Origin of the sequence: Myroides gitamensis (assembly GCF_029894455.1) — a bacterium.
Taxonomy (GTDB): Bacteria; Bacteroidota; Bacteroidia; order Flavobacteriales; family Flavobacteriaceae; genus Flavobacterium; species Flavobacterium odoratum.
Genome location: NZ_JARYHN010000001.1, coordinates 3736339 through 3757746, shown reverse-complemented (window position 1 = coordinate 3757746; position 21408 = coordinate 3736339). Strand labels below are relative to the sequence as shown.

At 36.6% G+C, this 21408-nt stretch carries 19 protein-coding genes and 2 pseudogenes; 12 read left to right on the top strand and 9 right to left on the bottom strand.

The window, feature by feature from the left end:
* Window positions 1-68 precede the first annotated feature (68 nt).
* From miaB to groL, 7 genes and pseudogenes are all read left to right on the top strand, one after another.
* Window positions 69-1520, top strand: a complete 1452-nt coding sequence (gene miaB / locus M2306_RS16690) for a tRNA (N6-isopentenyl adenosine(37)-C2)-methylthiotransferase MiaB (protein WP_115091777.1) — start codon at window positions 69-71, stop codon at window positions 1518-1520.
* 37 nt (window positions 1521-1557) lie between these two features.
* On the top strand, window positions 1558-2856 hold the full coding sequence (locus M2306_RS16685) for a sigma-54 interaction domain-containing protein (RefSeq protein ID WP_115091778.1): 1299 nt from the start codon (window positions 1558-1560) through the stop codon (window positions 2854-2856).
* A 3-nt stretch (window positions 2857-2859) separates the two neighbouring features.
* On the top strand, window positions 2860-3363 hold the full coding sequence (locus tag M2306_RS16680) for an LptE family protein (RefSeq protein WP_002987639.1): 504 nt from the start codon (window positions 2860-2862) through the stop codon (window positions 3361-3363).
* A gap of 19 nt (window positions 3364-3382) precedes the next feature.
* The gene (locus M2306_RS16675) at window positions 3383-4369 is read left to right on the top strand and encodes a tetratricopeptide repeat protein (RefSeq protein WP_115091779.1); all 987 of its coding nucleotides are present in this window, start codon (window positions 3383-3385) and stop codon (window positions 4367-4369) included.
* A 2-nt stretch (window positions 4370-4371) separates the two neighbouring features.
* Window positions 4372-4761: a preprotein translocase subunit SecG gene (gene secG / locus M2306_RS16670; protein WP_002987641.1), complete on the top strand. Its 390-nt coding sequence runs from the start codon at window positions 4372-4374 to the stop codon at window positions 4759-4761.
* Window positions 4762-4916: 155 nt separating this feature from the next.
* Window positions 4917-5192: a co-chaperone GroES gene (locus M2306_RS16665; protein ID WP_002987642.1), complete on the top strand. Its 276-nt coding sequence runs from the start codon at window positions 4917-4919 to the stop codon at window positions 5190-5192.
* Between the two features lie 41 nt (window positions 5193-5233).
* Window positions 5234-6863: pseudogene (gene groL / locus M2306_RS16660) on the top strand (chaperonin GroEL).
* A 101-nt stretch (window positions 6864-6964) separates the two neighbouring features.
* On the opposite strand, the gene rpe reads toward groL, so the two are convergent.
* From rpe to M2306_RS16645, 3 genes are all read right to left on the bottom strand, one after another.
* The gene (gene rpe, locus M2306_RS16655; protein ID WP_115091782.1) at window positions 6965-7624 is read right to left on the bottom strand and encodes a ribulose-phosphate 3-epimerase; all 660 of its coding nucleotides are present in this window, start codon (window positions 7622-7624) and stop codon (window positions 6965-6967) included.
* A gap of 71 nt (window positions 7625-7695) precedes the next feature.
* The gene (gene lipB / locus M2306_RS16650; protein ID WP_115091783.1) at window positions 7696-8400 is read right to left on the bottom strand and encodes a lipoyl(octanoyl) transferase LipB; all 705 of its coding nucleotides are present in this window, start codon (window positions 8398-8400) and stop codon (window positions 7696-7698) included.
* 10 nt (window positions 8401-8410) lie between these two features.
* A complete protein-coding gene (locus tag M2306_RS16645; RefSeq protein ID WP_115091784.1) occupies window positions 8411-8575 on the bottom strand; it encodes a YqaE/Pmp3 family membrane protein in 165 nt (54 codons plus the stop codon).
* Window positions 8576-8772: 197 nt separating this feature from the next.
* On the opposite strand from M2306_RS16645, the gene lysS reads away from it, so the two are divergent.
* Window positions 8773-10473 carry a lysine--tRNA ligase gene (gene lysS, locus M2306_RS16640; RefSeq protein ID WP_259188899.1) on the top strand — a complete coding sequence of 567 codons (1701 nt, stop codon included), beginning with the start codon at window positions 8773-8775 and terminating at the stop codon, window positions 10471-10473.
* A gap of 92 nt (window positions 10474-10565) precedes the next feature.
* On the opposite strand, the gene M2306_RS16635 is transcribed toward lysS, so the two are convergent.
* Together M2306_RS16635 and M2306_RS16630 are read right to left on the bottom strand one after the other, a co-directional pair.
* Entirely contained in the window at window positions 10566-11429 is an 864-nt protein-coding gene (locus tag M2306_RS16635) for a sigma-70 family RNA polymerase sigma factor (protein WP_002987652.1), read from the bottom strand.
* A 183-nt stretch (window positions 11430-11612) separates the two neighbouring features.
* Complete coding sequence (locus M2306_RS16630) at window positions 11613-12998, bottom strand: trimethylamine monooxygenase (protein WP_115091786.1); 1386 nt, start codon at window positions 12996-12998, stop codon at window positions 11613-11615.
* Between the two features lie 398 nt (window positions 12999-13396).
* On the opposite strand from M2306_RS16630, the gene M2306_RS16625 reads away from it, so the two are divergent.
* Window positions 13397-13687, top strand: a complete 291-nt coding sequence (locus M2306_RS16625; protein WP_115091787.1) for a hypothetical protein — start codon at window positions 13397-13399, stop codon at window positions 13685-13687.
* Window positions 13688-13722: 35 nt separating this feature from the next.
* On the opposite strand, the gene M2306_RS16620 is transcribed toward M2306_RS16625, so the two are convergent.
* The 4 genes from M2306_RS16620 to M2306_RS16605 all read right to left on the bottom strand — a co-directional run bounded on the left by M2306_RS16620 (window position 13723) and on the right by M2306_RS16605 (window position 18002).
* Entirely contained in the window at window positions 13723-14661 is a 939-nt protein-coding gene (locus M2306_RS16620; protein WP_259188906.1) for a ketopantoate reductase family protein, read from the bottom strand.
* A 119-nt stretch (window positions 14662-14780) separates the two neighbouring features.
* On the bottom strand, window positions 14781-16961 hold the full coding sequence (locus M2306_RS16615; protein WP_115091789.1) for a polyribonucleotide nucleotidyltransferase: 2181 nt from the start codon (window positions 16959-16961) through the stop codon (window positions 14781-14783).
* Window positions 16962-17131: 170 nt separating this feature from the next.
* Complete coding sequence (gene rpsO / locus M2306_RS16610) at window positions 17132-17401, bottom strand: 30S ribosomal protein S15 (protein WP_002987657.1); 270 nt, start codon at window positions 17399-17401, stop codon at window positions 17132-17134.
* Between the two features lie 139 nt (window positions 17402-17540).
* Complete coding sequence (locus M2306_RS16605) at window positions 17541-18002, bottom strand: XrtF-associated fRMsr-like GAF protein (protein ID WP_115091790.1); 462 nt, start codon at window positions 18000-18002, stop codon at window positions 17541-17543.
* Window positions 18003-18129: 127 nt separating this feature from the next.
* Between M2306_RS16605 and M2306_RS16600 the strand changes: the two genes are divergently transcribed.
* The 3 genes and pseudogenes from M2306_RS16600 to M2306_RS16590 all read left to right on the top strand — a co-directional run bounded on the left by M2306_RS16600 (window position 18130) and on the right by M2306_RS16590 (window position 21281).
* On the top strand, window positions 18130-18603 hold the full coding sequence (locus tag M2306_RS16600; RefSeq protein WP_407940582.1) for an HYC_CC_PP family protein: 474 nt from the start codon (window positions 18130-18132) through the stop codon (window positions 18601-18603).
* A gap of 80 nt (window positions 18604-18683) precedes the next feature.
* A pseudogene (locus tag M2306_RS16595) lies at window positions 18684-20925 on the top strand (TonB-dependent receptor plug domain-containing protein).
* Between the two features lie 20 nt (window positions 20926-20945).
* Window positions 20946-21281: a heavy-metal-associated domain-containing protein gene (locus M2306_RS16590; protein WP_115091793.1), complete on the top strand. Its 336-nt coding sequence runs from the start codon at window positions 20946-20948 to the stop codon at window positions 21279-21281.
* Window positions 21282-21408: the final 127 nt, after the last annotated feature.

The window sequence follows — 21408 nt, the reverse complement described above, 5'->3', positions numbered from 1 at the left end:
CAACTTGTCAGCAAATAAAATTAAACTATCTTTGTGACTTAAAATAAAACTCCCTTTTAAATAATCATATGGAAAAGGTAATTGACGAAAATAAACAAGGAACGAGCTTACAGCTAGAACAGAATAGAGACAACACTAAAAAGCTTTTTATTGAGAGCTATGGTTGTCAAATGAATTTTTCAGATAGTGAAATCGTTGCTTCCATTTTATCTGACGCAGGATACAATACAACCAATAACTTAGAAGAAGCTGATTTAGTTTTAGTAAACACTTGTTCTATACGCGACAAAGCTGAACAAACAGTACGCAAACGCTTAGACCAATACAACCGAGTAAAGAAAAAAAATCCAGGAATGAAAGTGGGTGTTTTAGGTTGTATGGCGGAACGTCTAAAAAGTAAATTCTTAGAAGAAGAGAAGATTGTGGATATGGTTGTAGGACCTGATGCTTACAAAGATCTTCCTAACCTGTTAAAAGAAGTAGATGAAGGTAGAGATGCCATCAATGTAATTTTATCGAAAGATGAAACCTATGGTGATATTGCTCCTGTTCGTTTACAAAGTAATGGGGTTACTGCTTTTGTATCGATTACAAGAGGTTGTGACAATATGTGTACGTTTTGTGTTGTCCCTTTTACAAGAGGACGTGAACGCAGTAGAGAACCACACAGTATTATTTCAGAAATTCAAGATTTATACGAAAGAGGCTTCAAAGAAATTACTTTGTTAGGTCAAAACGTAGATAGTTACCTTTGGTATGGAGGAGGATTAAAGAAAGATTACGACAAAGCCTCAGAAATTCAAAAAGCAACAGCGGTTGATTTCGCTCAGCTTTTAGACTTATGTGCTACAAAATTCCCGAAGATGAGATTTCGTTTTTCGACTTCAAATCCACAGGATATGCACATGGAAGTAATTGAGGTCATTGCAAATCACGACAACATCTGTAAATACATTCACTTACCTGTTCAATCAGGAAGTACTCGTATCTTACAAGAGATGAATCGTCAACATACAAGAGAAGAATACATCGAATTAGTAGACAAGATTTACGCGTTAATTCCAGATATTTCTCTTTCACAAGATATGATTACAGGTTTCCCAACAGAAACAGAGGAAGACCACCAAGATACGCTTTCATTAATGGAGCATGTTCGCTACGACTTTGGTTTCATGTTTGCTTACTCAGAACGTCCAGGTACATTAGCTGCACGTAAACTAGAAGACGACATTCCAGAAGAAGTGAAAAAACGCCGTTTAAGCGAAATTATCGCAGTACAAGGTAAGATTAGCTTAGAACGTACAAAGCGTTTTGTAGGACAAACCGTAGAGGTTTTGATTGAAAAAACATCAAAGCGTTCAGATTTAGAATGGAGTGGAAGAAATTCACAGAATACAACAGTTGTATTCCCGAAAGAAAATTATAAAGTAGGTGACTTTGTAGAAGTTTACGTTGAAGATTGTACTTCTGCCACCTTAATCGGTAAGGCTGTTGGTTATTCACCAATGCAAGAAGATTAATCACCTTTTGAAAAAATAGTACGAAAAAGTTCACTACATGGAAAATGTTCAAGCGATTAAACAACGATTTGAAATTATAGGTAATGATCCTAAGCTCAACCGTGCGATCCAAAAAGCAATACAAGTTGCGCCAACGGATATTTCGGTTTTAGTTACAGGAGAAAGTGGAGTTGGGAAAGAAAGTATTCCCAAAATCATCCATTCCCTATCCCACCGCAAGCATGGCAAATACATTGCTGTAAACTGTGGTGCTATTCCTGAAGGAACAATTGACAGTGAGCTATTTGGTCACGAAAAAGGAGCTTTTACGGGTGCAATTAGCACGCGAGAAGGTTATTTTGAAGAAGCGAATGGCGGTACTATTTTTTTAGATGAAGTAGGTGAATTGCCGCTCACTACGCAGGTTCGTTTATTGCGTATTTTGGAAAATGGAGAATTTATTAAAGTAGGTTCCTCACGTGTTCAAAAAACGGATATTCGCATTATTGCAGCGACCAATGTCAATATGATTGAGGCAATACAAAAGGGTAAATTTAGAGAGGATTTATACTACCGTTTGAGTACCATTGAGATTAGCTTGCCTCCACTTCGAGAAAGAGGAGAAGACATTCATTTGTTGTTTAGAAAATTCGCTTCGGATTTTGCACATAAATACAAAATGCCTCCTGTTCGCTTAGATGCGAATGCAGCTAATTTTTTAATTCGCTATCGCTGGGATGGAAACATCAGACAATTGCGAAATGTGGCAGAGGAAATATCTGTATTGGAAACAAACAGAGAAATTACACTTCCGATTTTACAGACGTATTTACCCAACCACGACAGACAATTACCTTCTGTCGTACAGAGTAAAAAAGCGGAGAGCGATTTCAGTACAGAACGAGAGATTTTATACAAAATTCTCTTTGACATGCGCAATGATATTACAGATCTAAAAAAACTGACCTTAGAGCTCTTAAAACAAGATAAAGGCCAGGTACAAGAGAGTAATCAGCACCTGATTCAACGCATCTATGGCAGTAAAAATGAATCGGTGGATTATCCGACTAATCCTTCGGATATTCTACAGTTGGAAAACAGTAATTCACATGCTGCCCATCCTTCACAGCCAGTTCATCCTACGTATCATCCTACCATTATTGAAAATGAAGATGATGATGACAACTACCTAATTGCAGAAACAGTGGAAGACGAACCGCTTAATCTGGAAGAACAGGAAGTAGAATTAATCCGTAAATCTTTGGAACGCAACAAGGGAAAAAGAAAAGCGGCTGCCGAAGAGCTCGGTATTTCAGAACGAACTTTATATCGAAAGATTAAACAATATAACTTATAAATGATGAAGTTTAAACCAGTTCTTATCATTCTTTTTATAACTTTAGGCTTACAAAGTTGTAAGTACTATAACTTTACGGGAACAGGAAAAATTGATGCTGATTCTTTCCAAGTGAATTATTTTCAAAATAATGCGCCATTGGTTGAGCCAGGAATTGAACGTACCTTCACCCTAGCCTTGCAAGATTTGATTCAGAATCAAACCAGTTTAACCCTAACTAATTCTGATGCAGATTTAGTTTATGAAGGTGAAATTGTCGATTACCGAATCAGCCCGATGACAGCAACTGCGGATCAGAGAGCCGCACAAAACCGTTTGTATATTGCCATTAACGTGCGCTTTACAAACAAACGAAATGCAGAAGATGATTTTGAAAAACGATTCTCTTTCTATTATGACTATGATGCTAATGCACAATTAGTAGGAGCCACATTAAATACAGCCTTAGACGAAATTTACGAAAGAATTACGCAAGATGTATTCAATGAATCCCTAGCAAAATGGTAAAAGATCAATAAGAATTAATTTGAATATAGCTACTTTACATACTTACTTAGCTGATCCAACACAAGTACAGCGTTCAGACATTCAAGAATTAAAACAATTACTTGAGCAGTACCCTTATGTACAGGCTATACGCAGTTTGTACCTGAAAGCCCTTTATTCAAATGAAAGCACCTCATACAACCAAGAGCTCAAAAAAACCGCTGCCTATACCCTAGACCGCGATATTTTATTTAGCTTCATTGTTTCAGATGATTTTACTGCTTACACTCCTTTATCTATCGAAATAGCAGATGAAATTGAGGAAGAAATTGAGCCTGAAGTAAAGGAAAAAGACAAAGATCCAGAGCAGAATATCAGCACATTGTTGCAAAATATCTCCAAAGTTGCGTATGAAATCGTACAAGAAAGCCCTTCTTTGGTGGATGACAAGGAAAAAGAAATAGAAGAAGAAACGGTACAATTGGAATCCATCTCAATAGTAGAACCTCTAGTTCAAGAAGAACAAATGACAGTTTCTCCTGTTGAAGAATTGGAAGATAAGCTAGAAATTGGGAAACCTTTAGCTTTTGAAGCAGGAGAAAAATACTCGTTTCAAGAATGGTTAAAGCTTTCCAAACAACAGCCAATTGTCCGTGAATTGGACACAAAAAACGAGGAAATACAGGCTGAAAAGGAAGAAAAAGAAGAGATAATTACGGAAGATGAAAAAAATTTTCAAAAAAGTTTGGAGAAAAAACAAGCCATGATTGATAAATTCATCGAAACAAATCCTAAAATTATCCCAACAAAAAAAGTTACGGCAAGCCCCATAAATGTTGAATTATCGGTACAAGAGAATACCAGTTTAATGACGGAGACCTTAGCCAAAATTTATTTGGAGCAAAAAAAATATCAAAAAGCAATACAAGCTTATGAGATTTTAATTTTGAAATATCCAGAAAAAAGTAGTTTCTTTGCAAACCAAATATTAGATATAAAAGCGTTACAACAACATAATAGTTTATAAGCATGAACACATTTACAGTATTTTTAGTATTGATTGCTATCGTATGTTTTTTATTAATTGTGGTTATTATGGTACAAAATCCTAAAGGTGGAGGTTTAGACTCATCTTTTGGAGGATCTACTGTTGCAGGAGGTGTAAAAAACACGAATGACTTCTTAGATAAGAGTACTTGGACTTTAGGAGCGGTGTTAATCATCCTAATCTTAATGTCGAGCATTAGCTTTAGTGGTGGTGCAGTTGGAGATTCTAAACTTTTAGATCCTAACGCAGCAATGCCAGCACAACCTACTGTTCCTGCTGCAGCTAACACAGAAAACACGACAGAATCAACAACAGGAACTGAGGCTCCAGCTACTAGCGAGACTTCAACACCTGAAACTACACAAGAATAAGAAAGTATTTTACTTTTCGTTATAGAATGCCAGCTGTCAAGTTGGCATTTTTTTTTGGCAATAGGTGTCAATACAAGGTTTGGCACACTTTATGACTATTTATATAGCATTTAGAACTAATATAAATAATTCAATTTTTATAAACTATAAACACTATGGCATTAAACATTAAACCACTTGCGGATAGAGTTCTTATTGAACCTCAACCAGCAGAAACAAAAACTGCTTCTGGTCTTTTTATTCCTGACACAGCGAAAGAAAAACCACAAAAAGGGACAGTAGTCGCTGTAGGAAACGGTACAAAAGACCACAACATGACGGTACAAGTAGGCGATACAGTATTGTATGGTAAGTATGCAGGAACAGAGCTGAAATTAGAAGGTAAAGATTACCTAATCATGCGTGAAGATGACATCTTAGCGATTGTTTAATAAATTGAATAATAACACACAAAGTAAAACAAGACTAAATCATGGCAAAAGATATTTAAATTCGACATTGAAGCACGCGAAGGTTTAAAACGCGGTGTTGACGCTTTAGCAAATGCTGTTAAAGTAACTTTAGGACCAAAAGGAAGAAACGTAATCATCGGAAAAGCATTTGGTGCTCCAACTGTAACGAAAGATGGTGTTTCTGTAGCTAAAGAAGTAGAGTTAGAAGATGCATTAGAGAACATGGGTGCTCAAATGGTAAAAGAAGTTGCTTCTAAAACAAACGATTTAGCTGGAGATGGAACAACAACAGCTACGGTATTAGCGCAAGCTATCGTTAAAGAAGGATTGAAAAACGTGGCTGCTGGAGCAAATCCAATGGACTTAAAACGCGGAATGGACAAAGCGGTTGAAGTAATCGTAAGCCATTTAAAAGACCAAGCACAAGAAGTAGGTGGATCAATGGATAAAATCCAACAAATCGCTTCTATTTCTGCAAACAACGACGAATTCATCGGAGAATTAATCGCTCAAGCTTTTGAAAAAGTTGGTAAAGAAGGAGTAATCACAGTTGAAGAAGCAAAAGGTACTGAAACATTTGTTGATGTAGTAGAAGGAATGCAATTTGACAGAGGATACTTATCTCCTTATTTCGTTACCAATTCAGAAAAAATGGAAGTGGAACTAGATTCTCCTTACATTTTATTATACGACAAAAAAGTATCTTCTTTAAAAGAATTACTTCCTGTATTAGAGCCTGTTGCTCAGTCTGGAAAACCACTATTGATCATCGCTGAAGATGTTGATGGAGAAGCACTTTCTACTTTAGTTGTAAACAAATTAAGAGGGGCTTTAAAAATTGCTGCTGTAAAAGCACCTGGTTTTGGTGATAGAAGAAAAGCAATGTTAGAAGATATCGCTATCTTAACTGGTGGTGTAGTAATTTCTGAAGAGCAAGGATATACGTTAGAAAATACGTCATTGGAAATGTTAGGTACATGTAAGCGTGTAAACATTGACAAAGACAACACAACAATCGTTAGCGGAAGTGGAGAATCAGATATGATTCAAAACAGAGTTAACCAAATCAAAGCACAGATGGAAACAACTACATCTGACTATGATAAAGAAAAATTACAAGAGCGTCTAGCTAAATTAGCTGGTGGTGTTGCTGTATTATATGTAGGAGCTGCTACGGAAGTAGAGATGAAAGAGAAAAAAGACAGAGTTGACGATGCTTTACATGCTACTAGAGCGGCAATCGAAGAAGGAATTGTTGCAGGTGGTGGAGTTGCTTTACTAAGAGCAAAAGCAAACTTAAACAGCATCAACGCAATTAATGCAGACGAAGAAACAGGAATCCAAATCATCGCTAAAGCAGTAGAGTCTCCATTGAGAACGATTGTTGAAAACGCAGGTTTAGAAGGTTCTGTAGTTGTGGCTAAAGTATTAGAAGGAAACAATAACTTCGGATACAACGCAAAAACAAACGAATACATCGATATGCTACAAGCAGGTGTAATCGATCCTAAGAAAGTAACAAGAGTTGCTTTAGAAAACGCAGCTTCAGTTGCAGGTATGATCCTTATCACAGAGTGTGCTTTAGTTGATATTAAAGACGAAAACGGTGGAGGAATGCCAATGGGCGGAGGTATGCCAGGAATGATGTAATTTCACACCCTATAATAAAAAAAGGCTTGAACAAATGTTCAAGCCTTTTTTTATTATAGGTAATGAGATGTTTTCCCTTACTCATTTCTTTTCTCTATTTTCTATCCAACGATTTCTTTCAAATCAGCAATTGTTGCCATCGGATCCGCAGCACTAAACACAAAATTTCCTGCTACTAAGGCACTTGCACCTGCATCAACTAATGCTTTGGCATTCTTACTATTTACACCTCCGTCAATCTCAATGATTACATTTGCTCCTTTAGCATCAATCATCGCTTTTAACTTACGCACTTTCTCATACGTATTTTCAATAAAGCTCTGTCCGCCAAACCCTGGGTTTACACTCATAATCAAAACTAAATCTAGATCTTGAATGATGTCTTCTAAAACAGCAACTGGTGTATGTGGATTTAAGGCTACTCCAGCTTGCATTCCTTCCGCTTTGATGGCTTGTATTGTACGGTGTAAATGTGTACAAGCTTCATAGTGTACCGTTAAAATATCTGTACCTAATTCTTTAAATGTTTTGATATAACGATCGGGATCTACAATCATCAAATGCACATCCAATGTTTTCTTTGCATGTTTATTGATTGCCGCTAAAACGGGCATTCCAAAAGAGATGTTTGGTACGAAAACTCCGTCCATAATATCAACGTGAAACCAATCTGCTTGGCTTTCATTAATCATTTCGATATCGCGTTGTAGATTTGCAAAATCGGCAGCCAAAACTGATGGCGCTATCTTTATATTTTTCATACTGTTGTGTTGTTTGTACAAAGATAAAAAAATCCGAAGAGGAAAGTCCGCTCAGGATTTTATAAATTATGTTATTGTTCTTTTATAGTCGCTTCAAATAATTCGGCAAAGTACTTGATAATTTTAGCGCGTACCTCATCTTCATCTACGTAATTTACTCCTAATTCCACATGCAAAGAAGTCACCCCTTTTCCGCGGATTCCACAAGGAATAATATTGTCAAAATATCCTAAATCTGAATTGACATTCAAGGCAAAACCATGCATTGTTACCCAGCGAGAAGCACGTACACCCATCGCACATATCTTCCTTGCAAACGGGGTTCCTACGCCTAACCAAACGCCTGTTTCCCCTTCACTTCTCCCTGCTTCAATACCATAGTCTTTCAGTACAAGAATCATCGTTTCTTCTAACAAACGCAAATACTTGTGAATATCAGTAAAAAAGTTTTCTAAATCTAAAATGGGATACCCTACAATCTGACCTGGTCCGTGATACGTAATATCTCCTCCTCTATTTATCTTATAGAATGTCGCTCCTTTTGCTTTTAATTGTTCTTCATCCAGCAAAAGATTCTCCATATCTCCACTTTTTCCTAAGGTATATACATGAGGGTGCTCAACAAACAAAAAATAATTGGGTGTTGGCTCTTCCGTTTCCTCTCTTCTATTCTTGATTTTGATATCTAAAACCGATTGAAAAAGTTCTTCTTGATACGCCCAAGTATCTTTATAGTCTTTTTCACCTAAATCAATTAGGGTCACTTCTCTATTCATGTTTACAAACTTAGCGGTTATATTTTGGATTATTAAGAATAACTAACGCTCCGATAACACCAGGAATCCAACCTGCTAGGGTTAAAAGAAAAACAATTATTATGGATCCGCACCCTTTATCAAACACAGCGATAGGCGGAAAAATAATAGACAAGATTACTCTCCAAATACTCATAATCACTTATTTATATACTACAAATTTCGTCATTTTTTATGAATTACGGCTATAAATTCAGTTAAACCCACGCTTGAAATCCGCTCAAAAAGATCAATTGACTAATTAACTGACATTTGGCGAGATACAATGGGTACTAATTTTTAAAGATTACCTATATTTGCACTTTATAAATTAATTCATAATTCACAATTATTATGCAACTTTCAGAACAAGAAATCATCAGAAGAGAGAAGCTCGCAAAATTGCAAGAGCTTGGTGTGAATCCTTATCCTGCTAACTTATTTCCAGTAAATCATACATCCAAGCAGATAAAGAACGGTTTTGAAGAAGGTAAGAAGGTAATTGTGGCAGGAAGATTAATGTCTTCTCGTATTCAAGGAAAAGCTTCTTTCGCAACCATTCAAGACAGTGAAGGAAAGATTCAATTATACATCAACAGAGATGAACTTTGTCCAGGTGAGAACAAAGATTTATATAACGAAGTTTACAAAAAACTAATTGACTTAGGAGATATCATTGGTATCGAAGGGGAATTATTTACAACGCAAGTAGGAGAAAAAACAGTACGTGTACAAGGGCTTTCTCTATTGAGTAAATCTTTACGTCCGTTACCATTGCCTAAGACAGATGCAGAAGGTAATACATTCGATGCTTTTACAGATCCTGAATTGCGTTACAGAATGCGTTATGTAGATTTAGTTGTTAATCCTTCAATCAAGGAGACGTTTATTAAACGTACGAAGTTGTTTAACGCTATGCGTCAATTCTTCAATGAATCTGGCTATATGGAGGTTGAAACACCTGTATTACAGTCTATCCCTGGTGGAGCTGCTGCACGTCCATTCATGACTCATCACAACGCCTTGGATATTCCATTGTATTTGCGTATCGCAAACGAATTGTATTTGAAGCGTTTAATCGTAGGTGGTTTTGACGGAGTTTATGAGTTCGCTAAAAACTTCCGTAACGAAGGAATGGACAGAACCCATAATCCAGAATTTACCGTAATGGAAATCTATGTAGCTTATAAAGACTACAACTGGATGATGGACTTCACAGAGCGTTTATTAGAGCATTGTGCAATGGCAGTAAACGGTTCTTCAAAAGCTATTTTTGGCGAACATGAGATTGACTTTAAAGCCCCTTATAAACGAATCACTATGGCTGATTCGATTAAAGAATTTACTGGTTTTGACATTACCGGAAAAACAGAAGATGAAATTCGTCAAGCTGCTTTAGGTATGGGTATTCCAGTAGATGAAACGATGGGGAAAGGAAAATTAATCGATGAGATTTTCGGTGAAAAATGCGAGGGGAACTACATCCAACCTACATTTATCACAGATTATCCAAAAGAAATGTCTCCCTTAACCAAAGCACACCGTGATAATCCAGAACTAACCGAGCGTTTTGAATTAATGGTTTGTGGAAAAGAAGTAGCCAATGCATATTCAGAGTTAAATGACCCGATTGACCAAAGAGAGCGTTTTGAAGCTCAAATGGCTTTAGCGGATCGTGGAGATGATGAAGCGATGTTCATTGATCAAGATTTCTTACGCGCTTTAGAATACGGAATGCCTCCTACTTCTGGAATGGGGATTGGAATGGATCGTTTAGCCATGTTCTTAACGAATAATCCTTCAATCCAAGAAGTATTGTTCTTCCCTCAAATGAGACCAGAGAAAACAGCTCCAACTGTAGAATTATCAGATGAAGAGAAAATCATCATCCAAATTCTAGAGAAAAACGAAAATAAAGTGGAGCTAGGTTCACTAAAAGAACAAGCCGCTTTAAGTGGTAAGAAATGGGATAAAGCCATGAAAGCGCTTTCCTCACATAACTTAACCAAAGTAGTGACGGAAGATGATAATAAATATGTTATTTATCAACAGTAATAAAAAAGGGATGCAAATGCATCCCTTTTTTATTCTATTCAACGTGTAAAAGACAAGCATAAAAAAAGCACTGCTTAGCAGTGCTTTTTTTATTATCCTAAATACGTTTTCAGTATTTTACTTCTTGACGTATGTTTTAAGCGACGGATCGCTTTTTCTTTAATCTGACGAACACGCTCTCTTGTTAAGTCAAACGTTTCTCCTATTTCTTCTAATGTCATTGGGTGTTGATCTCCTAAACCGAAATACAAACGAACAACATCAGCTTCACGTGGTGTTAATGTTTCTAAGGCTCTTTCGATCTCTGTACGCAATGATTCGTGGATTAACTCACGGTCTGGGTTTGGTGATTCACCTGAACGCAATACATCGTATAAGTTAGAATCCTCTCCTTCTACTAAAGGAGCATCCATTGATAAATGACGCCCAGAGTTTTTCATACTCTCTTTTACGTCGTTTACAGTCATATCCAATTCTACAGCGATTTCCTCTGCTGAAGGTGGACGTTCATTAGACTGCTCTAACAGCGCGTACATTTTATTAATTTTATTAATCGAACCAATTTTATTTAATGGTAAACGTACAATTCTAGATTGTTCAGCTAAAGCAGACAAAATAGATTGTCTAATCCACCAAACTGCGTAAGAAATAAATTTAAAACCACGAGTTTCATCAAAACGCTGTGCGGCTTTAATCAACCCCAAGTTTCCTTCATTAATTAAATCCGGAAGCGTCAACCCTTGGTTTTGGTATTGTTTAGCTACCGAAACCACGAATCTTAAGTTAGCCTTAGTTAATTTCTCTAAAGCTCTTTGATCACCTGCTTTAATTCGCTGTGCTAATTCTACCTCTTCATCTGCAGTAATCAAATCTACTTTACCAATCTCTTGCAAATACTTATCTAGTGAAGCGGTTTCACGATTCGTAACTTGCTTGGTAATTTTAAGTTGTCTCATAGTATTTTACTCCTTATTTGTCTTTGTCCATAATGGTCTACATAAGTTATACGTACACATTCCTCAAAAAGTTACAATATGTCAAAAAATATTTTCTTTTTGTTGCCTTCTAAAAATACAAAGCCTTAAAAACATGGTTTCTAAGGCTTTATAAAAACAATTTATTTCAATAATCGCTAACGATTAATAATAATTGACTTTACTCAGTTCTTTCTCATCAACTTCTACTTCATCTAAGTAACGCTCTAAACTATCATCTAGTTCTTTCATCCAAACGGTATGGTGTTCTTCTGCTGTTACACCTGTCATAACAGAGGTATACACTTGGTCACGATACGTTAGGATATCGATTTCTTTCGAATCTAAGTAGCGTTTAAACATTTCTCCCACCTTATCAATATTAAATGTTGGATAATCCGTAAGATTAATCAAGTCCTTAATATAAGCTGTTTGGAAATCTACCTGCTCATTACTTGTCATGGTCAGTTCTTCCCCTTTCAACCATTTATCAATATCAGCTTGACGCTCTTCTTTAGCAGGAAGTGCAATACGTCCTAACATATAATCTCTTGCAAACCAAGCTTGCGCGTCAAACATATTAAACGTATAGTACTGATCTTGCATTCCCAAGAAGATTAAACGCTCGTTTTCGTTATACACCACTCCTTTGTATAGATTATCTGGATACAAACAGTTCTTTGTTTTTAGTCGCAGATTATCTGGCAAAAACGGGAATTTATGTTGATACCCTGTACACAATACAACAGCATCAAAAGCTTTTGATGTTCCGTCTTTAAAAAAGGCTTTATTATCCTCAAAATGCGTAACAATTGTCTTCTCCTCTACTCCTTTTGGCCATTTAACGCCAATTGGATTCGTACGATATGAAATGGTTACCGATTTACTTCCGTGTTTGAAACATTGTACCCCGATATCTTCTGCCGAATAACTACTTCCAATTAATAGAATGTCTTTATCAATAAATTGGTCTGCTCCACGGAAATCATGCGCGTGCATTACTGTTCCAGGGAAATGATCAATTCCTTTAAAGAAAGGCATATTAGGGGTTGAGAAGTGTCCCGTACCCAATACAAGGTAGTCGAAAAACTCTTCAAACGTTTCATTCTTTACCAAGTCATCAAAGATTACGCGGAATTGTTTTTTATCTTCCAGGTAATCCACCCAACGAGCTACCGTATTGAATTTAATATAATCTCTTGCGTTACTTTGCTTGATTCGCCCTTCAATATAATCAAAGAGAACTTCTCTTGGAGGATAGGAAGATAGCGGTTGTTTAAAGTGATCCATAAAGGTATAATCGGCAAATTCTAAACACTCTTTAGGTCCGTTCGACCACAAGTATTTATACATACTTCCGTGCAAAGGTTCACCATATTTCCCTACACCTGTACGCCAAGTATAATTCCACATTCCTCCCCAGTTATCTTGTTTTTCGTAACATTTAATCTCAGGGATTGGGTTCCCTTTTTTCTGTTCTGATTCAAAAGCTCTTAACATAGCAAGCCCACTTGGACCTGCTCCAATAATTCCTACTTTAAAATTAGTCATTATATACTACTATTTTTAGGCCCCTAACTTTCATGCGAAATGGAGCTAATTAATAAACGATATTTTCGATTTCATCAAAGAAAGAATCTTGTACGAAGACTCTTACAGACACTCTTACTGAGTGATTTGATAGGTCATCGTGAAAGACAACCTAATAATAGGAGAACCCGTAGTGGGTTCTTACTAGACAAAGAGGAAAAGCCTCTATAGATTACTGCCTAATTGCAAGTGATTTTAATCAATCACTTTACAGCTGATAGAGCAAATATAAGCAATTTTTAGGACATGGCCAAACTCCTCCATTTTTAACTAGCTAATTATCAACATCTAATTAAAAAAAAGGACGGTTTAATGAAGACAAAAAAAGGTTATCTTTACCTTAACCAATACAAAAAACGATGAATCAAACACCTAAATTAACCTATGTTTTACACTGTGGTTCTTTCTTAAGTACCTTGCTGATTTTCTTCTTTATATTTTTAAGCCGAAGGGGAGCTAACGGTATATATACACAGCCATTGTTAGGTGCATTATACGAATTATTATGGTTTCCACTTCTCGCCGCTTTATTTAGTATTCCAGTGGTGTGGTTTGTTTTAGCTTGTAGAAAAAAAGTAGCTTGGACAAAGCTAATCCTTCCTTGTGCATTATCCGTTGGAACAATCGCGTACTTAATGCTATCACAATAAAAAAAGAGCCTTTAAATACAGGCTCTTTTTATTTGCTATACGGTATAATGACCTTGTTTTACTTTTAAAACGTCATACAGTTTCTGATACGTTTGAACATCCGTTTGCAAGCGCAGACCTTCTCGAATTAAATAACCCGCCATCACTTCAAGTTCTGTTTGGGGTTTATTGCTCAAGAAATCACTATGCATGGACGTTGTAGAATCAAAGGGAATTGCTGCTAAACGCTGCATCACTAACTCAACTACATCTTCTGTTAAGTTTACTCCTTTGGCTTGAGCAACTTGACTTGCTTCCGTTACTAAGGCTTGTATGGTTGCAGGATGATCACGCATCACAACACCAAAAGAACAATTATAAAACGTTGTTGCCACGGCAGAAGAAGAAACTAAAATATATTTTTTCCAAACTTCTCGTGCAATATCCTGAGTACAAATAGAGCTAATCCCTGCAGCTTTCAGCAATTCATCCAATTGTAACATCTGGGGCGTTATCCCTTCTGTACGTCCAAAAACAATCTTTTGTCGTCCACTAGGGTTATCTATAACACCTGCTTCTTTTAAACGAGAAACCATATACGTACACCCTTGCCAAACTTCAGCATCCAAAAGACAATCTAGCTTCTCGAAAGCTTCAACACCATTCAGCAAAGGGAGAATAACCGTGTTTTTAGACACAATCGCTTTCAAATCATCAATTACCCTATCCAGATCATATTCCTTCGTACAAAGCAAGATAAAATCCATCGCCTCCAACTCTTTTACGTGTTCTACTACTTGTGTAGGTTTTCCAATGATTGCATTACCTTTAGACAAAACAGTTAGTCCATGCATTTTAATTTGTTTGCCGTGTTCACCTCTTGCTACAAAATGGATATCTATTTGTGCATCTTGTGCAAAATGATGGGCTAATAATCCGCCATAAAACCCACCAACACCACCTAGACCAATAACACCTATATTTACTTTATTCATTGTTTTATTTCTTTTTTCCTTTTTTAAAGATACTCAAAAAGCTAGAAAACATGCTACCTCCATTCGTTTAAAACAAAAAAAACACCTCGATTGAGGTGTTTTTATATATTAGATCAGAATTATTTATTCTCTTCTTTTTTCGGTCCTTGAGCTCCTTCTGGTTTGTTTCCTTCTGGTTTATTTTCTCTTGGAGGGCGAGGTAAAAGCGCTTTTCTCGAAACTTTTGGTTTTTTCGTTTTCGGATCAATACCCATGTATTTCACTTCTAACTCATCCCCTAATTTCAATACATCTGCTGGATTTTCAATGCGTTTCCAATCAAATTCAGATACGTGAAGTAATGTTTCTTTTCCTGGTACAAATTCTACAACTGCGCCAAAGTCAAGCATTTTCACCACTTTTACTTTATATACTTCTCCTTCTACTGGAGAGAAGATTGTATTACTGATTGAAGCTAACGCTCTATCCATACCTGCAGCATCTGTACCCAATACTTCAATTACACCAAAGTCACCTTCTTCGTTAATAACGATAGTTGTACCTGTATCTGCTTGAAGTGCTTGAATATTTTTACCTCCAGGTCCGATAACTGCACCGATGAAATCTTTAGGGATTGTAACGGTAACAATTTTTGGTGCTTTTGGTTTCACAGTTGCATTAGGTGTAGCGATTGTTTCTTCTAATAATCCTAAGATATGTAGACGTCCTTCAAGCGCTTGTTTTAATGCTTGCTCCATGATATCATAAGCTAATCCGTCAATTTTAATATCCATTTGACAAGCTGTGATACCATCTTTTGTACCTGTTACTTTAAAGTCCATATCTCCTAAGTGATCTTCATCACCTAAAATATCAGACAATACAGCCCAACGTCCAGTTTTTGAATCTGAGATTAATCCCATTGCGATACCTGAAACTGGTTTGATCATTTGGATACCTGCATCCATTAAAGCCAATGTACCTGCACAAACTGTTGCCATAGAAGACGAACCGTTTGACTCTAATACCTCAGACACTAAACGAATAGTATAAGGACAATCAGCAGGAATCATATTTTTCAAAGCACGTTGTGCTAAGTTACCATGACCAACTTCTCTACGTGATGTACCTCTTAATGGTTTTGCTTCACCTGTTGAGAATGGAGGGAAGTTATAGTGTAAATAGAATCTATCTTCTCCTTGCTCACTTGGTAAGTCAATAATATTAGCATCTCTAGATGTACCTAATGTTACTGTAGCTAATGCTTGTGTTTCTCCACGTGTAAAGATTGATGATCCGTGTACTGAAGGTAAGTAATCTACTTCACTCCAAATAGGGCGGATTTCTGTCGTTTTACGACCATCTAAACGGATGTTTTGATCTAAGATCAAGTTACGTACCGCTTCTTTTTGTGTCTTTTTGAAATACGTGCTAATTAACTCTGCTTTTTCTGCTAGATCCTCTTCAGAGAATAAAGCTTTAACCTCTTCATATACCTCAGCAAATTTCTCACCACGCTCACTTTTACCACTTGCATGAGAAGCGATTTCGTACAATTTAGCATACGCTGCATCGTGAACGATTTTCTCTACTTCTACATCTGTAGCTTCTGGTTCGTACTCACGGAAAGTAAGACCTAAAGCTGCACGCATTTTCTCTTGTGCTTCGATTTGAACTTTAATAGCTTCATGTGCAAATTTAATTGCATCAATCATCTCTTGTTCTGAGATTTCTCTCATTTCTCCCTCTACCATACAAACAGAGTCTTTAGAAGCACCGATCATCATATCTAGATCAGAAGCATCTAACTGCTCTCTTGAAGGGTTGATAATAAATTGTCCGTCAACACGTCCAACTCTTACCTCAGAGATTGAATTGTAAAAAGGAATATCTGATACCGCTAATGCTGCAGAAGCAGCTAAACCAGCTAATGCATCAGGCATTACATTTTCGTCATGAGACATTAACTGAATCATCACTTGTGTTTCCGCGTGGTAATCGTCCGGGAACAATGGGCGTAAACAACGGTCAACTAGACGCATTGTCAATACTTCTTGGTCACTTGGGCGAGCCTCACGTTTAAAAAAGCCTCCTGGAAAACGTCCAGCAGCAGCGAATTTTTCTCTGTAATCTACAGTTAAAGGAAGGAAGTCCACACCAGGATTTGCCGTTCTCGCAGAAACAGCTGTAGCAAGAAGCATACAGTCTCCCATACGAACAACAACAGAACCATCTGCTTGTTTCGCTAATTTCCCCGTTTCGATTGAGATGCTACGTCCATCTCCTAAATCGATAATTTCTTTGGTTACCTTAGGAATCATAATAATTTAATACTTTAGGGTTTCTGTCTCTCCGAAGAGAGACGTAAAATGTGTTGTGTGTGTTGTGTTGTGTGTTGTGTAGTATATGAAACCCAATGAAAAACCAGATCTAACTCTGCTAAAGGCAAAAAAACAAAAAGAGGCGCGCAGGCACCTCTTTCCTATATTGATTATTTTCTAATACCCAATACTTTAATGATCTCACGATATCTGTTAATCTCAGTTTTCTTTAAGTAGTCAAGAAGTCTTCTTCTTTTACCTACTAAAAGAACTAATGAACGCTCCGTGTTGTAATCTTTACGATTTCTTTTCAAGTGCTCAGTTAAGTGAGAGATTCTGTAAGTGAACAAAGCGATTTGTCCTTCTGCAGATCCTGTGTTTGCAGCTACACCTCCGTGTTGTTGGAAGATCTCAGCTTTTTTTTCTTTCGTTAAATACATGCCAATATTCTTTAATGATTTTTATGTACGAATTCTAGTTCTCTAAAATTCAATTGCAAAGTTACTTTTATTTTTCAAACCATCATCACAGTTCTATATTTTTTTTCAAAAAAATAATAAGTTACTCGCTAACACCCTATTACACATATAAAGAAGCAATCTTTTCATTCAGTGTTTCCAAGAATTGTTGATCCTCTTGAGTGAATGCACGAAGCGTATGGGAGTCGATATCAATTTGTCCGATGTTCTTTCCTTCCACAAATAAAGGAACCACGATTTCTGACTTTACAGTCATACTACAAGCAATATAATTGCTTTGTGCGTTCACATCATCAACTAGAAACGTTTGGTTGCTCTCTGCTACTTGCCCGCAAATTCCCTTTCCAAAAGGAATAACGGTATGGTCTGTTGCCTCTCCTGTATAAGGTCCTAAATGCAACAAGCGCTTTTCTGCATCGGCAAAATAAAATCCAACCCAATCATAATGGGATACTTTTTCCTCCAATAAATCACAAATAGACTGTAGTTTTTCTGTCACACTAACTTCTTTGGTTAGTATATGTGTAGCTTCTTCTAAAAGGGTGGTATATAACGTATGCATGTTTTATTTTTTAGTCTACCAAAGGTACAATTTCTGTTGTAGGCATTTTTTCTTTTTTCTCTCCAATAATTTATACAAAAAACTTTTTGCCCTCCCGAAATAATGCTTTTTTTCTTATTTTTGCTCCATGCTAAAGAAAAAACTTGTCAGTATTTGGTTTCTGTTGATTTTCCTATTTTCAAACATAGGATGGTCAATGAGTGTACATTACTGTCAAGGCGAAGCACATTACAGTCCCTTGCGTTATACGCACACCCATCAAGATACGGGATGTACCATGGAAATGGAGATGGAGCAAGAAATACAACAAGAAGAAAAAGCCTGTTGTTCTACAAAAGCTCCAGTTGAAAAACCCATCAAAAAATTTGCTGATAAAAAATGTTGTCAAGATGAATTGATTAAATCCAATCCTTCAGACCACAACATTCAGCATGTCTATACTCCGCATTTCGAATTCATTCTTCCTGATTATAGCTGGACCGAATGCTCTAAATATGTAGTAGATTTTCCTGTACAAAAACAGGAAACACTGGCCTATTACATGGAGGCAAATGCTCCTCCACTCTATCAATTATATTGTCGTCTAGTTCTTTACGCGTAATCTATTGTTGCTACATTTTCGTTTGACTTCCCTTTGTAAGTCGAACAGTTCTATTTTGTATTAACAATTACACGTAAAAAATGATCAAACATTTAGTTACCCTTGCTGTATTGACAGTGGGTACTTCGCTATATGCACAACAAACGATTACTGGACAAATCGTAGATGAAACTCATACCCCAATCATTGGAGCTTCTGTTTTTTATGCCAATCAATCTATTGGTGTAGCGACAGATGCACAAGGAAAATTCACCTTGCCTTATGTAGAAAAGGAGTCCTTAACCATTTCATATATTGGATATAAAACTCAATCGCTTACTCCACAAGTAGGACAAACTTATCACCTTGTTTTACAACCTGAAGAATCGTTAGATGAAGTAATCATCCAAACGAAACAACGCAATACCACTCGTTCAATTAAGGGAACAACGAATAGTTTCACCATGAATAGTGGAGAATTACTCAAAGCAGCTTGTTGTAATATTTCAGAAGCTTTTGAAACAAATCCATCCATTGATGTCAATTATACAGATGCGATTACTGGAACTAAGCAAATTAAAATGCTAGGATTAACTAGTCCTTATATTTTGATTGCAGAGGAGAACATTCCTTCAGTACGCGGAGCTTCGCAAATTTACGGGCTGACTTTTACACCAGGGACTTGGGTAGAGAGTATCCAAGTAACGAAAGGAGCGGGAACCGTAATCAATGGATATGAAAGTATTTCAGGTCAATTGAATACTGAATTAATCAAACCCGCGACGGATCGTCCGTTTTTCTTAAATCTATATGGTTCAACAGATGAACGTTTTGAAGCGAACGTACACGGAAATTACCGTTTAAATGACAAATGGAGTTCTTCGCTATTCATTCATGGTAACTTGAGAACTGGTGACCACGACAAAAACCATGACGGTTTCTTGGACATGCCGAAAGGAGAACAAATTAATGTAATGAATCGTTGGCAATACATCAACCCAGAGAAAGGGGTGGTAAGTTTTATCACGGCTCGTTATATGAAAGATAATAAAGTTGCAGGACAAGTGGATTTCGACAAAAAGAAAAACAAGGGTTCTACAGTACTTTGGGGATCAGAGATTAATACTGAAAAGATCGATTTATCTACCAAACTAGGGTATGTATTTCCCGATTTACCTTTCCAAAGCGCAGGATTACAAGTTGCGTATAACTACCACAAACAAGATTCTTATTTTGGATTGAATCTCTATGATATCAAACAGAATAGCTTATACTCTAATCTTGTTTTCAATTCTATTATCAACAATACCTTACACAAATTCACTACGGGAATTAGTTTTACATTAGACCAATATACTGAACAAGTATTTGTTCCTGGTATTGATGCAAATTTCAACCGCACAGATAATGCCTTAGGAGCTTTCTACGAATATACGTATGACAATACCACTGACTTCAGTGTTGTAGCCGGTATGCGTGTAGATTATCACAATCGCATGGGGCTATTTGCAACACCGCGTTTGCATTTGCGCTATAATCCATGGGAAAATGGAGTTTTACGTGCTTCAGTAGGTCGAGGAAAACGCCTGGCAAACGTATTTGCGGAAAACCAAATTTTCTTTGCAACGAATCACTACTTCCAAATTGAAGGGAACAACGGAAAAATTCTATGATTTAGATCCTGAAATTGCCTGGAATTATGGGTTAAGTTTCACTCAAAACTTCCATTTAATTGGTCGTAAAGGGGATGTAACATTGGATTTCTACCGTACAGATTTTGAAAACCAAATTGTGGTAGATGCAGATTATGACGCACATCAGTTACTATTTTACAACTTAGATGGAAAATCCTATGCTAATAGCTTCCAGCTAGAGGTCAACTACAACTTAGCGCGTAATTTAAATCTTCGTTCTGCCTACAAATACTACGATATTGCTACAGATCAAAAGACAGGTAAATTTGAAAAAGCCTATCAACCCAAACATCGTTTCTTTGCGAATTTAGAGTTTACAACGAACGAACAAGACAATGGTGCACATTGGAAATTTGATTTCACTTACAATTGGCTAGGCAAACAACGCATATCCTCTACAGCAGAATATGCTACTGCGAATCAAATGAAATCAGCTTCAAATCCGTATTCTTTGATGAACTTCCAAATTACAAAAGTATTCTCTCCTCGTTTTGAATTTTATGTCGGTGGCGAGAATATTGGAAACTACAAGCAACGCAATCCAATTGTTAGTGCTAGTAATCCTTTCGATACTGATTTTGATACCTCTATGGTCTATGCTCCTATTGCAGGCTCAATGTATTATGCTGGCTTGCGTCTTAAACTTTAATTAACTCAAACTCTTATAAGATGAAAAAAATATTTTTAACACTAGGTTTATTCCTAATTACAAATGCAGCTATCGTTGCACAAGAAAAAGAACAACCAAAACAAGTAATTGGCGTAAAAGGTTTATGCGAGATGTGTAAAAAACGCATTGAAAAAGCAGCTTTAGACGTTAAAGGCGTACGCTCTGTAGATTGGTCTATTGCAGATCAACAGTTAACAGTGTATTTGAATCCAAAGAAAACAACAGGGAAAGAAGTACAAGAAGCAGTTGCTTTAGCGGGTCATGATACAGAATCAGTAAAAGCAACAGATGAAGCGTATAACAATTTACATGGTTGTTGTAAATACGAGAGATAGGTATAAAAATAAAAAAGCACTAACTAGCGATTAGTGCTTTTTTTCAAACAACAATATGCTATTCTGTAGCCAAACTCACAAACTACAAAATATCTTTTTCTTTTTCATAGCATTTCTCCCTATCTTC

Excerpts from the sequence above, each read along its gene's own strand:
- miaB (WP_115091777.1), top strand. The coding sequence starts at position 69 with ATGGAAAAGGTAATTGACGAAAATAAACAAGGAACGAGCTTACAGCTA.
- M2306_RS16685 (WP_115091778.1), top strand. The coding sequence starts at position 1,558 with ATGGAAAATGTTCAAGCGATTAAACAACGATTTGAAATTATAGGTAAT.
- M2306_RS16680 (WP_002987639.1), top strand. The coding sequence starts at position 2,860 with ATGAAGTTTAAACCAGTTCTTATCATTCTTTTTATAACTTTAGGCTTA.
- secG (WP_002987641.1), top strand. The coding sequence starts at position 4,372 with ATGAACACATTTACAGTATTTTTAGTATTGATTGCTATCGTATGTTTT.
- M2306_RS16665 (WP_002987642.1), top strand. The coding sequence starts at position 4,917 with ATGGCATTAAACATTAAACCACTTGCGGATAGAGTTCTTATTGAACCT.
- rpe (WP_115091782.1), bottom strand. The coding sequence starts at position 7,624 with ATGAAAAATATAAAGATAGCGCCATCAGTTTTGGCTGCCGATTTTGCA.
- lipB (WP_115091783.1), bottom strand. The coding sequence starts at position 8,400 with ATGAATAGAGAAGTGACCCTAATTGATTTAGGTGAAAAAGACTATAAA.
- M2306_RS16645 (WP_115091784.1), bottom strand. The coding sequence starts at position 8,575 with ATGAGTATTTGGAGAGTAATCTTGTCTATTATTTTTCCGCCTATCGCT.
- lysS (WP_259188899.1), top strand. The coding sequence starts at position 8,773 with ATGCAACTTTCAGAACAAGAAATCATCAGAAGAGAGAAGCTCGCAAAA.
- M2306_RS16635 (WP_002987652.1), bottom strand. The coding sequence starts at position 11,429 with ATGAGACAACTTAAAATTACCAAGCAAGTTACGAATCGTGAAACCGCT.
- M2306_RS16630 (WP_115091786.1), bottom strand. The coding sequence starts at position 12,998 with ATGACTAATTTTAAAGTAGGAATTATTGGAGCAGGTCCAAGTGGGCTT.
- M2306_RS16625 (WP_115091787.1), top strand. The coding sequence starts at position 13,397 with ATGAATCAAACACCTAAATTAACCTATGTTTTACACTGTGGTTCTTTC.
- M2306_RS16620 (WP_259188906.1), bottom strand. The coding sequence starts at position 14,661 with ATGAATAAAGTAAATATAGGTGTTATTGGTCTAGGTGGTGTTGGTGGG.
- M2306_RS16615 (WP_115091789.1), bottom strand. The coding sequence starts at position 16,961 with ATGATTCCTAAGGTAACCAAAGAAATTATCGATTTAGGAGATGGACGT.
- rpsO (WP_002987657.1), bottom strand. The coding sequence starts at position 17,401 with ATGTATTTAACGAAAGAAAAAAAAGCTGAGATCTTCCAACAACACGGA.
- M2306_RS16605 (WP_115091790.1), bottom strand. The coding sequence starts at position 18,002 with ATGCATACGTTATATACCACCCTTTTAGAAGAAGCTACACATATACTA.
- M2306_RS16600 (WP_407940582.1), top strand. The coding sequence starts at position 18,130 with ATGCTAAAGAAAAAACTTGTCAGTATTTGGTTTCTGTTGATTTTCCTA.
- M2306_RS16590 (WP_115091793.1), top strand. The coding sequence starts at position 20,946 with ATGAAAAAAATATTTTTAACACTAGGTTTATTCCTAATTACAAATGCA.